12 protein-coding genes and 1 pseudogene are annotated in these 13,643 nt (G+C 63.3%); 4 read left to right on the forward strand and 9 right to left on the reverse strand.

Features of this window, described 5'->3' with window-relative positions:
• Positions 1 to 2: 2 nt before the first annotated feature.
• Together LJF34_RS07230 and LJF34_RS07235 are read right to left on the reverse strand one after the other, a co-directional pair.
• Positions 3 to 761 (reverse strand): annotated as a pseudogene (locus LJF34_RS07230) (CbiX/SirB N-terminal domain-containing protein); the annotation flags it as partial.
• Positions 758 to 907, reverse strand: a complete 150-nt coding sequence (locus tag LJF34_RS07235) for a hypothetical protein (RefSeq protein ID WP_231184195.1) — start codon at positions 905 to 907, stop codon at positions 758 to 760. The pseudogene LJF34_RS07230 and the gene LJF34_RS07235, both read right to left, overlap by 4 nt.
• A gap of 329 nt (positions 908 to 1,236) precedes the next feature.
• Here LJF34_RS07235 and LJF34_RS07240 point away from each other — a divergent pair, with 329 nt between their 5' ends.
• From LJF34_RS07240 to LJF34_RS07250, 3 genes are all read left to right on the forward strand, one after another.
• A complete protein-coding gene (locus tag LJF34_RS07240) occupies positions 1,237 to 1,563 on the forward strand; it encodes a hypothetical protein (protein WP_231184196.1) in 327 nt (108 codons plus the stop codon).
• A gap of 110 nt (positions 1,564 to 1,673) precedes the next feature.
• Positions 1,674 to 3,452: a ferredoxin--nitrite reductase gene (locus LJF34_RS07245; protein ID WP_231184197.1), complete on the forward strand. Its 1,779-nt coding sequence runs from the start codon at positions 1,674 to 1,676 to the stop codon at positions 3,450 to 3,452.
• 77 nt (positions 3,453 to 3,529) lie between these two features.
• Positions 3,530 to 3,808, forward strand: a complete 279-nt coding sequence (locus LJF34_RS07250; RefSeq protein ID WP_231184198.1) for a DUF6360 family protein — start codon at positions 3,530 to 3,532, stop codon at positions 3,806 to 3,808.
• A gap of 7 nt (positions 3,809 to 3,815) precedes the next feature.
• On the opposite strand, the gene LJF34_RS07255 is transcribed toward LJF34_RS07250, so the two are convergent.
• The 5 genes from LJF34_RS07255 to LJF34_RS07275 form a co-directional block, all read right to left on the reverse strand.
• Entirely contained in the window at positions 3,816 to 4,073 is a 258-nt protein-coding gene (locus LJF34_RS07255; RefSeq protein WP_231184199.1) for a hypothetical protein, read from the reverse strand.
• 165 nt (positions 4,074 to 4,238) lie between these two features.
• On the reverse strand, positions 4,239 to 5,399 hold the full coding sequence (locus LJF34_RS07260; RefSeq protein WP_231184200.1) for a glutathione-independent formaldehyde dehydrogenase: 1,161 nt from the start codon (positions 5,397 to 5,399) through the stop codon (positions 4,239 to 4,241).
• Between the two features lie 242 nt (positions 5,400 to 5,641).
• Positions 5,642 to 6,061 (reverse strand): hypothetical protein, encoded by a 420-nt coding sequence (locus tag LJF34_RS07265; RefSeq protein WP_231184201.1) that lies wholly within the window; start codon positions 6,059 to 6,061, stop codon positions 5,642 to 5,644.
• A gap of 60 nt (positions 6,062 to 6,121) precedes the next feature.
• Positions 6,122 to 8,635, reverse strand: coding sequence for a PAS domain S-box protein (locus LJF34_RS07270; RefSeq protein ID WP_231184202.1), 2,514 nt, complete (start codon positions 8,633 to 8,635; stop codon positions 6,122 to 6,124).
• 137 nt (positions 8,636 to 8,772) lie between these two features.
• Positions 8,773 to 9,177 (reverse strand): hypothetical protein, encoded by a 405-nt coding sequence (locus LJF34_RS07275; protein WP_231184203.1) that lies wholly within the window; start codon positions 9,175 to 9,177, stop codon positions 8,773 to 8,775.
• 175 nt (positions 9,178 to 9,352) lie between these two features.
• Here LJF34_RS07275 and LJF34_RS07280 point away from each other — a divergent pair, with 175 nt between their 5' ends.
• Positions 9,353 to 10,996 (forward strand): AMP-binding protein, encoded by a 1,644-nt coding sequence (locus LJF34_RS07280; RefSeq protein ID WP_231184204.1) that lies wholly within the window; start codon positions 9,353 to 9,355, stop codon positions 10,994 to 10,996.
• Here LJF34_RS07280 and LJF34_RS07285 read toward each other — a convergent pair.
• Both LJF34_RS07285 and LJF34_RS07290 read right to left on the reverse strand, forming a co-directional pair.
• A complete protein-coding gene (locus LJF34_RS07285; RefSeq protein WP_231184205.1) occupies positions 10,993 to 12,198 on the reverse strand; it encodes a PQQ-binding-like beta-propeller repeat protein in 1,206 nt (401 codons plus the stop codon). The two genes, LJF34_RS07280 and LJF34_RS07285, sit on opposite strands and share 4 nt — an antisense overlap.
• A complete protein-coding gene (locus LJF34_RS07290) occupies positions 12,195 to 13,550 on the reverse strand; it encodes a PQQ-binding-like beta-propeller repeat protein (protein WP_231184206.1) in 1,356 nt (451 codons plus the stop codon). Before LJF34_RS07290 ends, LJF34_RS07285 begins: the two co-directional genes overlap by 4 nt.
• Positions 13,551 to 13,643 lie beyond the last annotated feature (93 nt).

Consider the following 13,643-nt stretch of genomic DNA (forward strand, 5'->3'; position numbering starts at 1 on the left):
CAGTCGCGCGCCCGTTCGATGACGACGTCCGCGAGGAGCGGTTCCGTACCGACGGCACCCGAGTACCAGACCCGTTTGCCGTCCACCTCGGCGGGGGTGGGGTAGCCCGTTGCCGCGTCGTCGGTCAGTCCCACGTCCTCGGGGATGTCCTCTTGGGTGTGGTAGCCGTCCGCGATGAACAGCGGGACGACGACGAGTTCGTCGCTCTCGAAGTGGTCCGTCAGGTCGTCGATGTACGGTGCTTGGTCCATGAACAGCGCCCGCACCTCGTCGAATCGCCCGCCGTCGTCGATGGTGGTCGCGTGGTCGCGGGTCGCCTTCGCGCTCCGCGGATTGCGCTCGGTGCCGTGGCCGACGATCGCCAACCCGACACCAGAACCGACGGACGGGTCGCCGGTCACGCGCTCCGCGCGCTGGAGGATGACGTCGGCCATCGACTCGTGCGTCCCGACCGGATTGGTGTAATGAACCGTCTTGTCGACGTCGAGGTCCCACCCGTCGGTCAGGCGGAGTTCGCGGGGCAACACCTGTTCGGTAAAATAGCCCTCGCTCGTGAACACGGGAACGACGACGACGACGCTCGATTCGACGGTCCGGAGGACGTTTCGGAGCGAGGGGGCTTCCTTCCAGAACGCCTCGCGCACCTCGGCGAAGGCGTCGCGGGAGCGAATCTCGTCGGCGTGGTCGTACACCGGCCTCGCGGACCCCGAATTCCGGTGTGAGCCATGCCCGACCAGTACGAGCGCCGTCTTCTCGGTCATTCTTCCAGTTCTTCGTTCTCCTCGTCCCGGTCGTCCGAGAGGTGCTCCCAGATTTCCGTGCATCCCGCACCGTCGGGAACGCCCTGCAGGTGCTCGTCGTCGCGGGGTTCACTGACTTTCTGTTCGGTGACCGGTTTTTCGCTCACCGAGCGTCACCCCGCGTCGTGAACTGCTCGTTCCTCGTTTCGGCGACCGACCTATCCGTCAATCGGCGCGTAGCTGAATAGCGTATGGTCATCACAACCTCCTATGTCGCGTATCCCCTAAATCACGACTCTACCCGTAATTCCGGCCACTGCTGCCAAGTAGCGGCAATAAATGTGGGGTACCTTCAACTGGGGGAATACGTGGATTGTCGGAGTTCAGGCCGCGAGGACGAGCGTACCGGTCGTTCGACCCTCCGTGACGCGTCAGGCGATTCGGCGGGGATTGTGACAGCCGATGTATTGAGGGTCCGGTACCGAGGAGATGAAGCATGGTGACTGCGGTTCGGACGCTGGACGAGGGTGCGTGGGTCAACGTGAACAACACGCGAATCGTCGGCGTGAGCGACATTTGGCGGCTTGCGGACCACGACGTCTGTGACTGTGACGTCGCGTTGTTCCTCGTGGAAGTGTTCACCGACATCGGCGTCGACGGGCCGTGGGTCGAAGCCCGCGCCGCCGGTCAGTGCATCGCTTGCGGGGAACGGAGCACCACCGGATGGCTCCGCATCGGACGACCCGTGCCACGGAGCGACGAATTTCGGACGGTAGACCACGAACAGGTCCACCGTCCGTCGAAGACACGTTTCCGCGGCTGAGCGGGAACGGCCGCGTCGGTGGTCGGTGCAAAAATCGCCGGTATTTCTGACCCCCGGCGGACCTTGACGCGGAGGGCGGTTGTTTACGGGTGGGGTTTGTAGGGTCCCCCATGCCGACCGACGTGGAGAAATGGAAGGACGAGGTCTACGGGGAAGAGATTCGAGACCACATGCGGCGATTCGCCGAGGAAGGGTGGGAGGCCATTCCGGAGGACGAACACGACGCGTGGTTCGAGCGGTTCAAATGGTGGGGGCTGTATCACCAGCGCGACGGCCAAGAGAGCTACTTCATGATGCGAATCGGGCCGCCGAGCGGCGTTCTCGAACCGGGACAACTGCGAGTCATCGGCGAAATCGCCCGCGACTTCGCCACCGGTCCCGCCGCGAATCCGGAGTTCGGCAACGGCTACGCCGACGTGACGACGCGACAGGCGGTCCAACTGCACTGGATAAACATCGAGGACGTACCGAAGATATGGGACCGCTTGGACGAGGCGGGCCTCTCCACGAAACAGGCCTGTGGCGACTCGTGGCGAAACATCGTCGGCTGTCCGGTCGCCGGGAAGGACAAACGCGAGTTCGTCGACGCGCTTCCCGTCGTCAAGGACCTCAACGAGAACTTCAAGGGCAATCCCGAGTACGAGAACCTGCCGCGGAAGTGGAAGGTGTCGGTGACGGGTTGCCGCGAGGGCTGCGGACAGGGCGACATCAACGACGTGGGCATCGAACCGGCGGAGAAGAACATCGACGGCGAAGCCGTCCGCGGCTTCAACGTCCGCCTCGGCGGCGGACTCGCTGGCCGCGAACCGCGCTTCGCCCGCGACATCGACGTGTTCGCCGAACCCGACGAAGTGGTGCCGATTCTCGGCGGCCTCTCGGGACTGTTCCGCGACTACGGCAACCGCGACAACCGTCGGCGCGCCCGCATCAAGTTCCTCGTGGACGAGTGGGGACCGGAGAAGGTCCGCAAGACGTTGCAGGAGGAGTACGTGGACTTCTACCTCAAGACGGCGGGCGAGGACCTGCGCGAGGAGTACTCGTACAACGCGGGCGTCCCGGACGACCACGGCCACGCGGACCACGTGGGCGTCCACGAGCAACCGGACGGCAACTACTACGTCGGCCTGAACGTCCTCGTCGGACGCGTCGGTGCGGAGGAGATGATAGAGATGGCGGACATCGCCGAGAAGTACGGATCCGGCGAAACGCGCCTCACCCAGCGTCAGAACGTCATCCTGATGGACGTGCCGGAAGAGCGCCTCGACGCGATGCTGGACGAACCGCTGTTGGAGCGCTACAGCCCCGACCCGCATCCCTTCCAGCGCGGGTCCATCGCCTGCACGGGGACGGAGTTCTGTTCGCTCTCCATCGTGGAGACCAAGAACCGCCAAGTGCGCCTCTCGCGCTGGCTCAAGGAGAACGTCGAGCTTCCGGACGACGTTGAGAACTTCCACATCCACCTCTCGGGCTGCACGGCCTCCTGCGCGCAGCCGCAGATCGCCGACATCAGCCTCCGCGGCATGAAGACGCGGAAGAACGACGAGACCGTGGAAGCCCTCGACATCGGCGTCGGCGGTGGCCTCGGCAAGGACCCGAGCTTCGCGACGTGGATTCAAGAGCGCATCGCGGTGGACGAGGTGCCAGGCGCGATTCGGAACCTCGTGGAGGGCTACGCGGCCCGTCGCGAGGACGGCCAGACGTTCCGCGAGTTCGTGAACACGCTCCACGCGGACGAACTCGAAACGCTGGCCAGTCCCGAGGAGACCAGCTACGAGGACCCGTTCATGCACAACACGAAGCAGACGTGGTACCCGTACGCCGAGAACGACGCCCGAGAGGACAGTCCGGCCCCGAACAGCCCGTCCGACGTGGTTTCAGATGACGACTGAGCGCAGCGAGGGAGCGTCCGAAGCCGGCGAGTCGCAGCGGCGACGGCGTCCCAGCGCGGTGTCAGGGGACGACTGAGATGGCCGACCGCGTGCTCTCGGTGACGGCCTACACGACGTTCGACCTGCTGGACGCCGTCGCGGAGGGTCACGGCTGGACGGACGAAGCCATGGCCGTGTTGAACGTCAAGACGCCCCGAAAGAACCCGGACGAGGTGTTGCTCCAACTCGAACTGGACAACACGTCGCTCGACAACCTCCCCGCTCACGCCGAAACCGTGTCGCTGTCACCCGACGAGGCGCGGAAACTCGCGGGCGAACTCGAACGGTACGCACAAAAGGTCGAAGACGAAGGATAGTCGTCCGTTACAGGTGACACTGGAACCCGCAGGAGGTGCATCGAAGCGAGTCGTGGTCGCGGACGATGACGCCGATACCGCACTCCGCACAGGTTCCCTCGTAGGATATCGACCCCGACGGTATGCGCATCATCGTGTCCCGTACCCGCTCCAGTTCGGCGATCTTTCGGCGTTGATCGTGTATCTGGCGCTCCAACCGAGCGAGCTGCATCAGCTGCCGCTCTCGTTCGTCCCGGCGCGAGCCCCGTGGTCCCCGAATTTCCATGTGCCATCCACCACGTGAACGGAGGGTTCCGACACAGATTAACTACCCCGCATGCGAGTAAAGTCTTTTATTACTGTTTCGCATACCACGCGCTCGTCACGTCGGACCGATGTCGCGAGACGGCGCACGTCGAAAAAAGAGTCGTCGTGGATCCGTCTCTCGCTCTCAGGGTTCGAGCAGCACTTTCGTCACGCCTTCCTCGCGGTTGTCGAAGCGCTCGTACATCTCGGGTGCCTCTTCGAGTTCGACGCGGTGTGAGACGACGAAACTCGGGTCGGCGCGTCCCTGGATTATCAGGTCGCGGAGTTGACGGTTGTACTCCTTGACGTTACACTGTCCGGTGCCGACCTTCAGTCCCTTCTCGAAGAACTTCCCGAAGTCGATACCGAGGCGACCCTGTGCGGCCATCTCGTCCGGCGCTCCGGGGTCGGAGGGAACGTACAGACCGGGGACGCCGAGTTGTCCGGTCGCTCGAACGACCTGAATGAGTTGGTTGAGGACCACGGCCGGGTTCTCCCGTGCCGGGTCGTAGGCGTCGTCGCCGACGTCGGTGTCGGGGTCCACCGCTTGGTATCCGACCGCGTCGACGCCCTTGTCCACGCCGCCGCCGTGGATGTCCTTTATCTGCTCGACGGGGTCCGACTCCTCGAAGTTGATCGGCGTCGCGTCACAGTGCTGCTCGGCGAGTTCGAGTCGGCTATCGACCCTATCGACCACGTAAATCTCGGCCGCGCCCTTGATCTTCGCGCTGTAGGCGGCCATCAGGCCGACGGGACCAGCGCCGAAGACGGCGACGGACTCGCCGGGTTGGAGGTTCGCGAGTTCCGTCCCGTGCCATCCCGTCGGGAAGATGTCCGCGAGGAGGATGAACGAGTCCTCGTGTTCCGTCCCTTCCGGGAGTTTGAGGGCGTTGAAGTCCGCGAAGGGCACGCGGAGCTTTTCGGCCTGACCGCCCTTGTACGGCCCCATGGCGACGTACCCGTACGCGCCACCGGCGAAGCCGGGGTTCACGTTCAGACAGAACCCGGTATAGCCGTTTTCACAGTTCTTACAGACGCCACAGGCGACGTTGAACGGGAGGACGACGCGGTCGCCCTCTTCGAGCGTTGTGACGCCGTCGCCCACTTCTTCGATGACACCCATGTTCTCGTGACCGAAAACGATACCGGGGTCGGCGTCGGTTCGGCCCTCGTACATGTGGAGGTCCGAGCCGCAGATGGCCGTCGTCGTGATGTCGATGACCACATCGTTCGGGTGTTCGATTTCGGGTTCGTCTACCTCTTCTACGTCTACGTCGTGCGGTCCTTGGTATACGACCGCGTCCATTGACATTTCAATCCACCCCAAAGAGGGCACGCCATTCACACGTATGTCGTTATTCGAATTCATATGGTAGCTTCGGCCTGAATTGAGCCTCGACAGCGCTCCTTTCCAGTAAATACGTGTCGGACAGTTGATCGTGTCGGACGGTCGATTGTGTCGGACGACACGTCAGCGCGGCGACTGTGATATCTCTGGGCCCCGTCGATCACCGAAAAGCAGCCATCTATACCGCAGTGTCGGTCGGCTTACGTTTGATGTTTCGGATGGTCGACCGCATCGTCGGACCGTGCGGCGTCCGTCTCCGAAACGGAGCGACACAGTTCGAGTCGGCGTTCGACCTCCTCGTGACCCCAGTATCGAACGGTTTCGCTCCGCGCCTCGTAGGTCAGAATTCCACAGTCCTCCAACATCGGGAGGTGAACGTGGTGAAGGCGAATCAGCGCCGTCTCGCGGTCGGAGGTACCGTCCAACTGAACGAAGTGGTCGACGAGGTCGTCCATCGTCGTCAGGGGAGTGTCAACGAGGTAGCTACAAAGGGCACGCCGCTCGGGTTCGGAGAGGATGCGCTCTACGGTCCCCGATGGGAGCGGACTATCTCGCTCCTCCTCGGGATGTCGTCGACTCGTATCGAGATGTGTGTCGTTTGGGTTTTCCGAGTCGCTCATCATCACGTACAAACCATCGTGGTGGCACCAGTCCTTTGCCTCAGTATTGAGGTATCGGTCTCAGTCTATCCGAGGACGCCCCGAGAACAACAGCGTGAAAAGCTTGCGTTCCGCGGCCTGAAGGTGCTGGTGGAACGTCGGCGAGGAGATATCGAGCGTGTCGGCCAGTTCCTTTCCGGAACTCGCGCGGGGGTAATCGAAGTACCCCGCGAGATACGCGGCTTGTAGGATTTCCGCCTGTCGTTCGGTGATCGTCTCGCCCAGTTCGTGGTAGAACTCGGAGGTCGAATGGAACGGTCGCTCACGGGACTGCTTCGAGAGGAGGCTTCCCTTCGAGTACACCGCTTCGACGGCGTCCAAGAAGGGCCGAACGCGAGTACTCGCCGGAATTTCGGCGACGATGTTTCCCTCACCGTTCTCTATCGACCCCTGTCGGACGTACGCCCCGCGTTCGATGAGCGCTTGGGCGGCCGTTTCGGTTCCGTGGAAGGACACCTCCAACTGGGCCTCGTCGCCCGTCTCCCGGATGATACGTGCGCGTTCGATTTTGGGGGACCGCTCGGCCAGTTCGATGACCTTCTCCGGAGCGACGCCGCTCGACGTGACGTAAAAGTGGTACATGTCGTCCACGGACGGGACGACGCCATCGAGTTCGAACGAACATCCCAGTTCCTCGGAGGTGACGACGAAGAACGACCCCGTGTTCGTTATCGAGAATTCGAGTTCGAGGACGCGATCCGAGTAGAGGAGTTTCTTGCTCTCGACCGCGTTGATGGCGTGACCGATGGTCTCCCCCAACTCGCTGAACACGTCCCGTTCACGGTCGGAGACCAACGTCAGTTGGGTCGCGTACACGACCAACACGCCGTACGTGGTTCCGCGGTAACTGATGGGGATACACGCGATGGAACCGTACCCGCGTTCGTCGGCGGCGGATCGTAACGACTGCGGCAGCGCCGACAGGGTCGACACGTCCTCGACGAGGTTGAACTCTCCCGTCCGTAGTGCAGTTCCGGCCCCTCCCGCTTTCGTCTCGGGTCCCAACCCCGCGATTATGTTCAGATACTCGTCGTCGATTCCCGAGGCAGTCCGAACCGTCAACCCCTCCTCGGCCGACGATTGCGTCGCGATGAGGGCACCGTGATAGGCGTTCGAATCGGCGAACCGTTCACAGACGGTGCGCTCCACCTCCTCGCGCGACGGCGCGGCGACGAGGGCTTGATTGATGTCCCGAACGATGGCGTTGATGCGGTTCAGCGTCGTCAACTCGTCCCGCTGGCGGGCGAGAGCGCGTTCGCGTTCCGCGCGGGTCAACGCAGTCTCCGTGTTCGTGGCCAACACCCGGAGCAGGTCGAAGTCGATTCGGTCGAAATCGCGCGGCGAGGTGGACGCGGTGATGAAGATTCCGTGGTCGCCGAGCGGAACGATGATACCGCTTCGAACCGGCGTGTCCCGATCCGCCACGCTCGGCGTCGTTTCGAAGTCGGAGATGACCCTCGGTTCGTTGGTTTCGAACACGTCCCACGCGAGGTCGTCGTCGGACGTGTACGTCGGCACGTCACCGTCGAACAGTTTCTCGACGCGTTCGGTCAGCACCGCCGGTTCGAGGGTGTCGGTATCCTCCGTGAGCAGATAGATACCGGTCGCTGGCAGGTCGAGTACCTCGGCCGCGGTCTCCACCGCTCGCTGACAAATTTCCGTCGGAACCGACGTTTCGAGCATATCGTGGGTGGTCGTGTGTAACCGATTGAGCGCTTGCTCGCGCCGTCTTCTGTCGCTGATGTCGTGGAAAATCCCCTGAACCACGCGCCGTCCGTTCAGGTCGGTGCTGTTCGAGTTGATGGAAACCGGAATGCGGTCGCCGTTCGAATCGACCACCATGAGGTTGCGCGTGTCCATGACCGGTTCTACGATTTCGCTTCGCCGTTCGAACAACTCCTCGTACCGCTCCAACTCGTCGTCGGGATGGAGGTCGGATTGGTGCATTCCCTCTATCTCTTCGACCGGTCGGTCGAGGAGGTCCGCCGCCGCCCGGTTCGCCTCTAGAATCTTCCCCGTCTCCGCGTCGGCCAGAAAGATGGCGTCGGGCGCGGTGTTCACCAGCGTTCGATACTTCTGGGTCGCCGCTCCGAGTTCCCGCTGTTGCCGCTTCCGTTCCGAGATGTCTCGCACCGTCGCGGTGAACAGCGTCTCGTCGTGATACCGATGTTGGCGAAGCGAAAATGAGAGTGGGAACTCCTCCCCGTTTCGACGCACGCCGGTCCGCTCTAAACCGGTGTGTTCGGCCGTCGAGTCGGACGTCACTTGCTCGCGGAACTCCGTGAAATACGCATCTCGATGGCGTTCGGGAAAGAGTTGCCGTATCGATGTTCCGAGGAGGTCGTCACCCTCGTAGCCGAAGAGTTGCCCCGCCACCTCGTTCGCGAAAACGATGGTCCCGTCCTCGGAAACCGTCATCACCGCGTCGAGCGCGTCCCGAACGACGTGTCTAAAAAAGGCCGTCGTTTCCTCGCTTTCCCTCTCGAGGAGCGGGGAGGGGGGAGACGATGCCCCGTTCGAAAACGAATCGGTCATGGTTGGAATACGAACGGAGACGGGGACCAAGATACTTTTGCTCCCTATCCGACCGTTTGATCACCGTGTAGGAAATTATCCTACACAATCAGGATTTAGATAGTGAGCAAACCAGTTGAACCCGCTCCGTGGACGGGTTAGTTACGCTCGTATCGATGTGTGCGTTCGACGAGGTCGTAGAGGAGGTCCTTGTCCACGATGTCCGCGTTCGTGGAGAGCCAGACGTGGGGGTCGCCGGTGAGGTCGTAGTCGACGATTCCGATGAACCCGAGTCTCGGGAGGTGCCGGTGAACCATCCGGTCGCGCAGCAGTGACCGGCTTTCCACGGTGACGAGCGCCGAAACGGAACGGGTGAGTCGTGACAGCGAAATCGTGGTTTCGTCGTGCCGAAGGAGGACGTAGATGATGTGTCGAACCTCCTCGTCGGAAAGTACCGAAAAAGTGCGCGACAGCGAATCCGCGGTGTCGATGACCAGCGGGGAGTCGGCGCTGTCGGTCCACCTGCTGTCAGGCGGTAACTCTGAGCAGTCGTCCTCCACCATACGGTCGTAGTTACGGCAGTATCGTCATCCCACCTCTGGTTTCTCTTTCACCCATTTTTTGACGGGGTGGCTCTCCGGCGGGAAGCCGTTCCGCGGGACTGAACGACGGTCGGGGGGTCGAATTGACGATCTGGTTAGATAACAATTATACGTGCAGTCTACCACGTTTCCCGTGATGACTGGTCACAATCTGCACGATTATGACAACGAGTGCGAGAGCTTCGAGTGGGACGATATCTTCGCCGAAGCGGAGTGGGACGCGCCCGAACGACTGAACATCGCCCACGAGATTTGTGACCGACACGCGAACGACCGTGGGAAGGTCGCGCTGTACTACGCGGGCAAGGACGGCGAGCGCGAAACGCTCACCTTCTGGGAATTGGCCGAGGAGTCGAACCGCTTCGCGAACGTCCTCTCCGACTGCATCGACTCCGGCGACCGGGTGTTCTCCTACCTGCCGCGGATTCCGGAACACTACGTCGCGCTCATCGGGACGCTCAAGGCGGGCGGCGTCTGGGGCGGCGTCAACGAGCGCTTCGGCCCGGACGGCATCGCCTACCGATTGGACGACTGTGACGCGAAGGCCGTCGTCACCACGGCGGCGAACCGGGACACGATAGAGAAGGCGCTCGAAGATGCCCCCTCGGTCGAACACGTCATCGTCATCAGCGACGATGGAACCGGGATTCGACGCGGCGACGTCAGCTATCACGCCGCGATGGAAGACGCCGAAACGGAGTACGAGACGGCCGAGACGGGCGGCGAGGACGACGCCCTGCTGTACTACACCAGCGGAACGACGGGACTGGCGAAGGGCGTCCTCCACAAACACCGCTGGGTCGCCGGCGTCGCCGCAACCCAGCGGTTCGCCGTGGACCTGCAACCCGGCGACTGCTACTGGTCCACCGGCGACTTGGGGTGGCTGACCGGCCCCATCAACACGCTCGGCGCGTGGTTCTGGGGGGCGACGCTGTTCACCTACGAGGGCGAGTTCGACCCCGAGACGTGGGCGGGCCTGCTGGACGAGTACCCCATCTCCGTGCTGTTCAGCGTCCCGACGGCCTACCGGATGCTTCGGGAGAACGAATCCGTGCTAGAAGGGACCGACCTCGACCTCCGTCACGCGCTCTCCATCGGCGAGCCGCTGTCGGCGGGCGTGGTCGCGTGGGGCGAGGACACCCTCGGCGTCACCATCCACGACACGTACGGCCAGACCGAGACGGGGAACATGATAATCAACAACTACCCGACGATGGAGGTTCGGCCGGGGAGCATGGGCAAACCGCTGCCCGGAATCGAGGCCGCCGTCGTGGATCCAGACACCGGCGAACCCCTCGATCCCGGCGAGACGGGCGAAATCGCCCAACGGGGTGACTACCCCTGTTTCTTCGCGGAGTACTGGAACAAACCGGAGAAGACCGCGGATTGTTTCGTGAATAGCTGGTACCTTTCCGGCGATTTGGGCCACCTCGACGAGGACGGCTACTTCTGGTTCGAGGGCCGCGCCGACGACGTCATCATCAGTTCGGGCTACCGCATCGGTCCCTTCGAGGTCGAGAGTTCGCTCGGCGAACACCCCGCCGTCGCGGAGGCCGCCGTGGTGCCGAAATCACACCGCGAGCGGGGGAACATCGTGAAGGCCTACGTCGTCACGAGCGCGAGCGCGAACCCGACGCCAGAACTCGCCGAGGACATTCAGAACCACGTCAAGGAGGAACTGTCCGCCCACGAGTATCCGCGCGAAGTCGAGTTCGTGGACGAACTGCCGAAAACCGTCACCGGGAAGATTCGCCGGACGGAACTACGAGACGAGGACTAGTCCTTCGGGACGAACCGGGCGACGGACAACACGGAATCGTTCCACCCACCGACGTACACCGCGCCGTCGGCGACGGCCAAACCGCCCTGGAACTCCATATTGGACTCCTCGTCGCGCCACACGCGTTCGCCCGTCTGTGGATTCAACACGCCGAGTGTGTTCCCGCCGCTGAAAAACTCGGTTGAAAGGTAGATTCCGTCGGAACTCGCGGCAATGGTGCGGGAGTATCCCATTTCGTTCCCGTCCGCGGACCAGCAAGCAGTTCCCGTTTCCGCCGTAAACGAGTGCAACGTTGAGTTGTCGCCCCGTCTTCCACCCGTGTACACGTGGCCGCCGTCCACGGCGATGACTTCGACGCTTCCGGCCCGGCGTTTCCAGCGTTTGTCTCCCGTCTTCGCGTCGAGGGTGTACAGGTGACCGTCTTCCGACCCGGCGTGGACGACGCCATCGGCGACTGCGGTGTCACAGGAGACACGCCCGTCAGTTTTGTACCGCCATTTACGCTCGCCAGTGACCGCATCCAGCGCGTAGACGTAGGTGTCGTCGTTCCCGGCGTAGACGACGCCGTCGGCGATTGCGGGACTGCTCTCGATTCGGAGTCCGGTCGAGAACCGCCACCGTCGTTCCCCCGTTGCCGCGTCGAACGCGGAGAGGTACAGGCTTCCAAAAACGAACACCGTGTCATCGGTCGCCTGTATGCCACCCGAAAGGGGACTCGACTCGGCGGTCGATTCGGTCGTCCACACCTCCTCACCGTCTTTCGTATCGAGTGCGCAAAGCGATGCGTCGCTCACGACGAACAGCCGATTTCCGGCGACCGCTACCCGGGAATCCACCGGGATGTTTACCCGCCAGCGATGCTCCCCCGTCGCCGCGTTCACCGCGTGTACTTCGTCGTCATAGTTGGTCGCGTAGACCGTTCCGTTCACGACGACAGGTTCCGGGGCGGCCACGTGGCCGCCCGTTGTGAACGTCCAGTCGAGTTCCAACGGCGGCGCGGGAGCGTCGGCGCTCGGTACCGAACGGGTGTTCTTCGCGCCGCCGGACGCACTCGGCCAACCGGACGTGCCCGGTGTCACGCTTGGGTCGATGGCACACTCCTTCGGTGGCGGGGATTCCTCCTTCTTCGAATCGCCCACCAAGCCGGAACAGCCCGCACCGAGCGCGAGGCCGCCTGCCGCGAGGAACGCACGACGCCTCATCGACCGCCCTCCGTCACCCGGAGAATCAACCCGTACTGCGTCGCCATGAACACCGCATCGCCAGTGATTGCCGGACCCTCCACGGCCGCGTTTTGGTCCACGCTGGAATAGAAGTACTCGCCCTCGGCTTGATTGCCGAGGTCACCCCACAGTTTTTCGCCGGTCCCGGAATCGAGCGCCCCCGCCGCTACGAACACGGTGCCATCGGTAACGACCGGCGCGCTCTCCATCGGGACGCGGCGTGATATCGTTCCGTCCATACCGGCGAGGTTCACGAACCGCCACCGCTCGGAACCGTCGTCCGCGGAGAGGGCGTAGACGTTCTTCGAGGAGACGTAGACGGTCCCGTCGTGGACGGCGGGCGCGCTGACGACTTCGCACCCCGAATTGAACCGCCACCGCCGCGTCCCGTCCGCCGCATTCACGGCGTGGAGAGTGGTATCGCCGACGAACACCGTACCGTCGGCGACGACCGGTGCCCGCGGCACGTCGTAACTCCCGTATTTCGGTCGGTACTCGTACCGCCATCGCTCCTCGCCGTCCGAGCGGGACAGCGCGATGAGGTTCCCGGCGTCGGTGGACGGCCCGTCTCCCTCGCCGATTCCCGTGGTGACGTACACGGTGTCGTCCGTGACCGCCGGTTTGGCTCGTATTCGCCACGTATTGTCGGAGAGGAACGACCCAAGCGACGTGAGCGTGCGCTGTCCGAACCGCCAGTGCAGTTTCCCGTCCATCCGGCAGAAAGCGTGAACCGACCCGTGTCCGTCGCCGACGTAGACGTGGTCGCCAGCGACGGCTGGCGTTCCGACCGGTGCGCTCGTCGTGGTCCGCCACCGAACCGAACCGGACGCGGTGTCGAAGGCAGTCAGCGCGCGGTCGTTCGAACCGACAATGACGAGGCCGCCAGCGACAGCCGGCGTTCCCGACCCGCCCTCGGGGAGCCCCGCCGCCCATCGGAGATCCCCTGTGGTCGCATCGAGGGCGAGCAATCCGCCCTCGTCCGTATCTCTCGAACCCCTTGGAAGCCCGGTTGCGACGAACACGGTATCGCCCGCGACCACGGGGCTACTCGTCAACCCGTCGATTATCCAGTCTTTGTCCACCGCCGGTTCGGATTCTGCGACGTCCCAGAGCTTCCACTCGGGAACCGTCGGGTCGCTTCGGGGGACGTTCTTCACGGAGGAGTGGCCGGCGTTCGTCGGCGACCCGTGTGCGACGGGCCATTCGTCCGGTGTCCAGTCGAGCGAGGCGGGGGCGGAAGACGAACTGGCGGCGCACCCAGCGAGCGCGCCGACCGCTCCGACGCCGAAGGTGGCGAGGAACCGCCTTCGACCGGAGCGCTGGAGAGGCATATCAGTTTCCACGGTTGTCACGCCCGCTATATGAGCTTTCTGTGACGGATAGAATGACCGCCAACAGCTTGATACTCGTGTCAGTCGATACCT

The sequence above is a fragment of the Haladaptatus sp. DYF46 genome, assembly GCF_021083305.1.
Classification (GTDB): domain Archaea; phylum Halobacteriota; class Halobacteria; order Halobacteriales; family Haladaptataceae; genus Haladaptatus.

What these genes read in the sequence shown, in the direction of transcription:
- LJF34_RS07290 (WP_231184206.1), bottom strand. Translation starts at nt 13,550, where the DNA reads ATGCCTCTCCAGCGCTCCGGTCGAAGGCGGTTCCTCGCCACCTTCGGC.
- LJF34_RS07285 (WP_231184205.1), bottom strand. Translation starts at nt 12,198, where the DNA reads ATGAGGCGTCGTGCGTTCCTCGCGGCAGGCGGCCTCGCGCTCGGTGCG.
- LJF34_RS07275 (WP_231184203.1), bottom strand. Translation starts at nt 9,177, where the DNA reads ATGGTGGAGGACGACTGCTCAGAGTTACCGCCTGACAGCAGGTGGACC.
- LJF34_RS07250 (WP_231184198.1), top strand. Translation starts at nt 3,530, where the DNA reads ATGGCCGACCGCGTGCTCTCGGTGACGGCCTACACGACGTTCGACCTG.
- LJF34_RS07265 (WP_231184201.1), bottom strand. Translation starts at nt 6,061, where the DNA reads ATGAGCGACTCGGAAAACCCAAACGACACACATCTCGATACGAGTCGA.
- LJF34_RS07255 (WP_231184199.1), bottom strand. Translation starts at nt 4,073, where the DNA reads ATGGAAATTCGGGGACCACGGGGCTCGCGCCGGGACGAACGAGAGCGG.
- LJF34_RS07270 (WP_231184202.1), bottom strand. Translation starts at nt 8,635, where the DNA reads ATGACCGATTCGTTTTCGAACGGGGCATCGTCTCCCCCCTCCCCGCTC.
- LJF34_RS07245 (WP_231184197.1), top strand. Translation starts at nt 1,674, where the DNA reads ATGCCGACCGACGTGGAGAAATGGAAGGACGAGGTCTACGGGGAAGAG.
- LJF34_RS07280 (WP_231184204.1), top strand. Translation starts at nt 9,353, where the DNA reads ATGACTGGTCACAATCTGCACGATTATGACAACGAGTGCGAGAGCTTC.
- LJF34_RS07260 (WP_231184200.1), bottom strand. Translation starts at nt 5,399, where the DNA reads ATGGACGCGGTCGTATACCAAGGACCGCACGACGTAGACGTAGAAGAG.
- LJF34_RS07240 (WP_231184196.1), top strand. Translation starts at nt 1,237, where the DNA reads ATGGTGACTGCGGTTCGGACGCTGGACGAGGGTGCGTGGGTCAACGTG.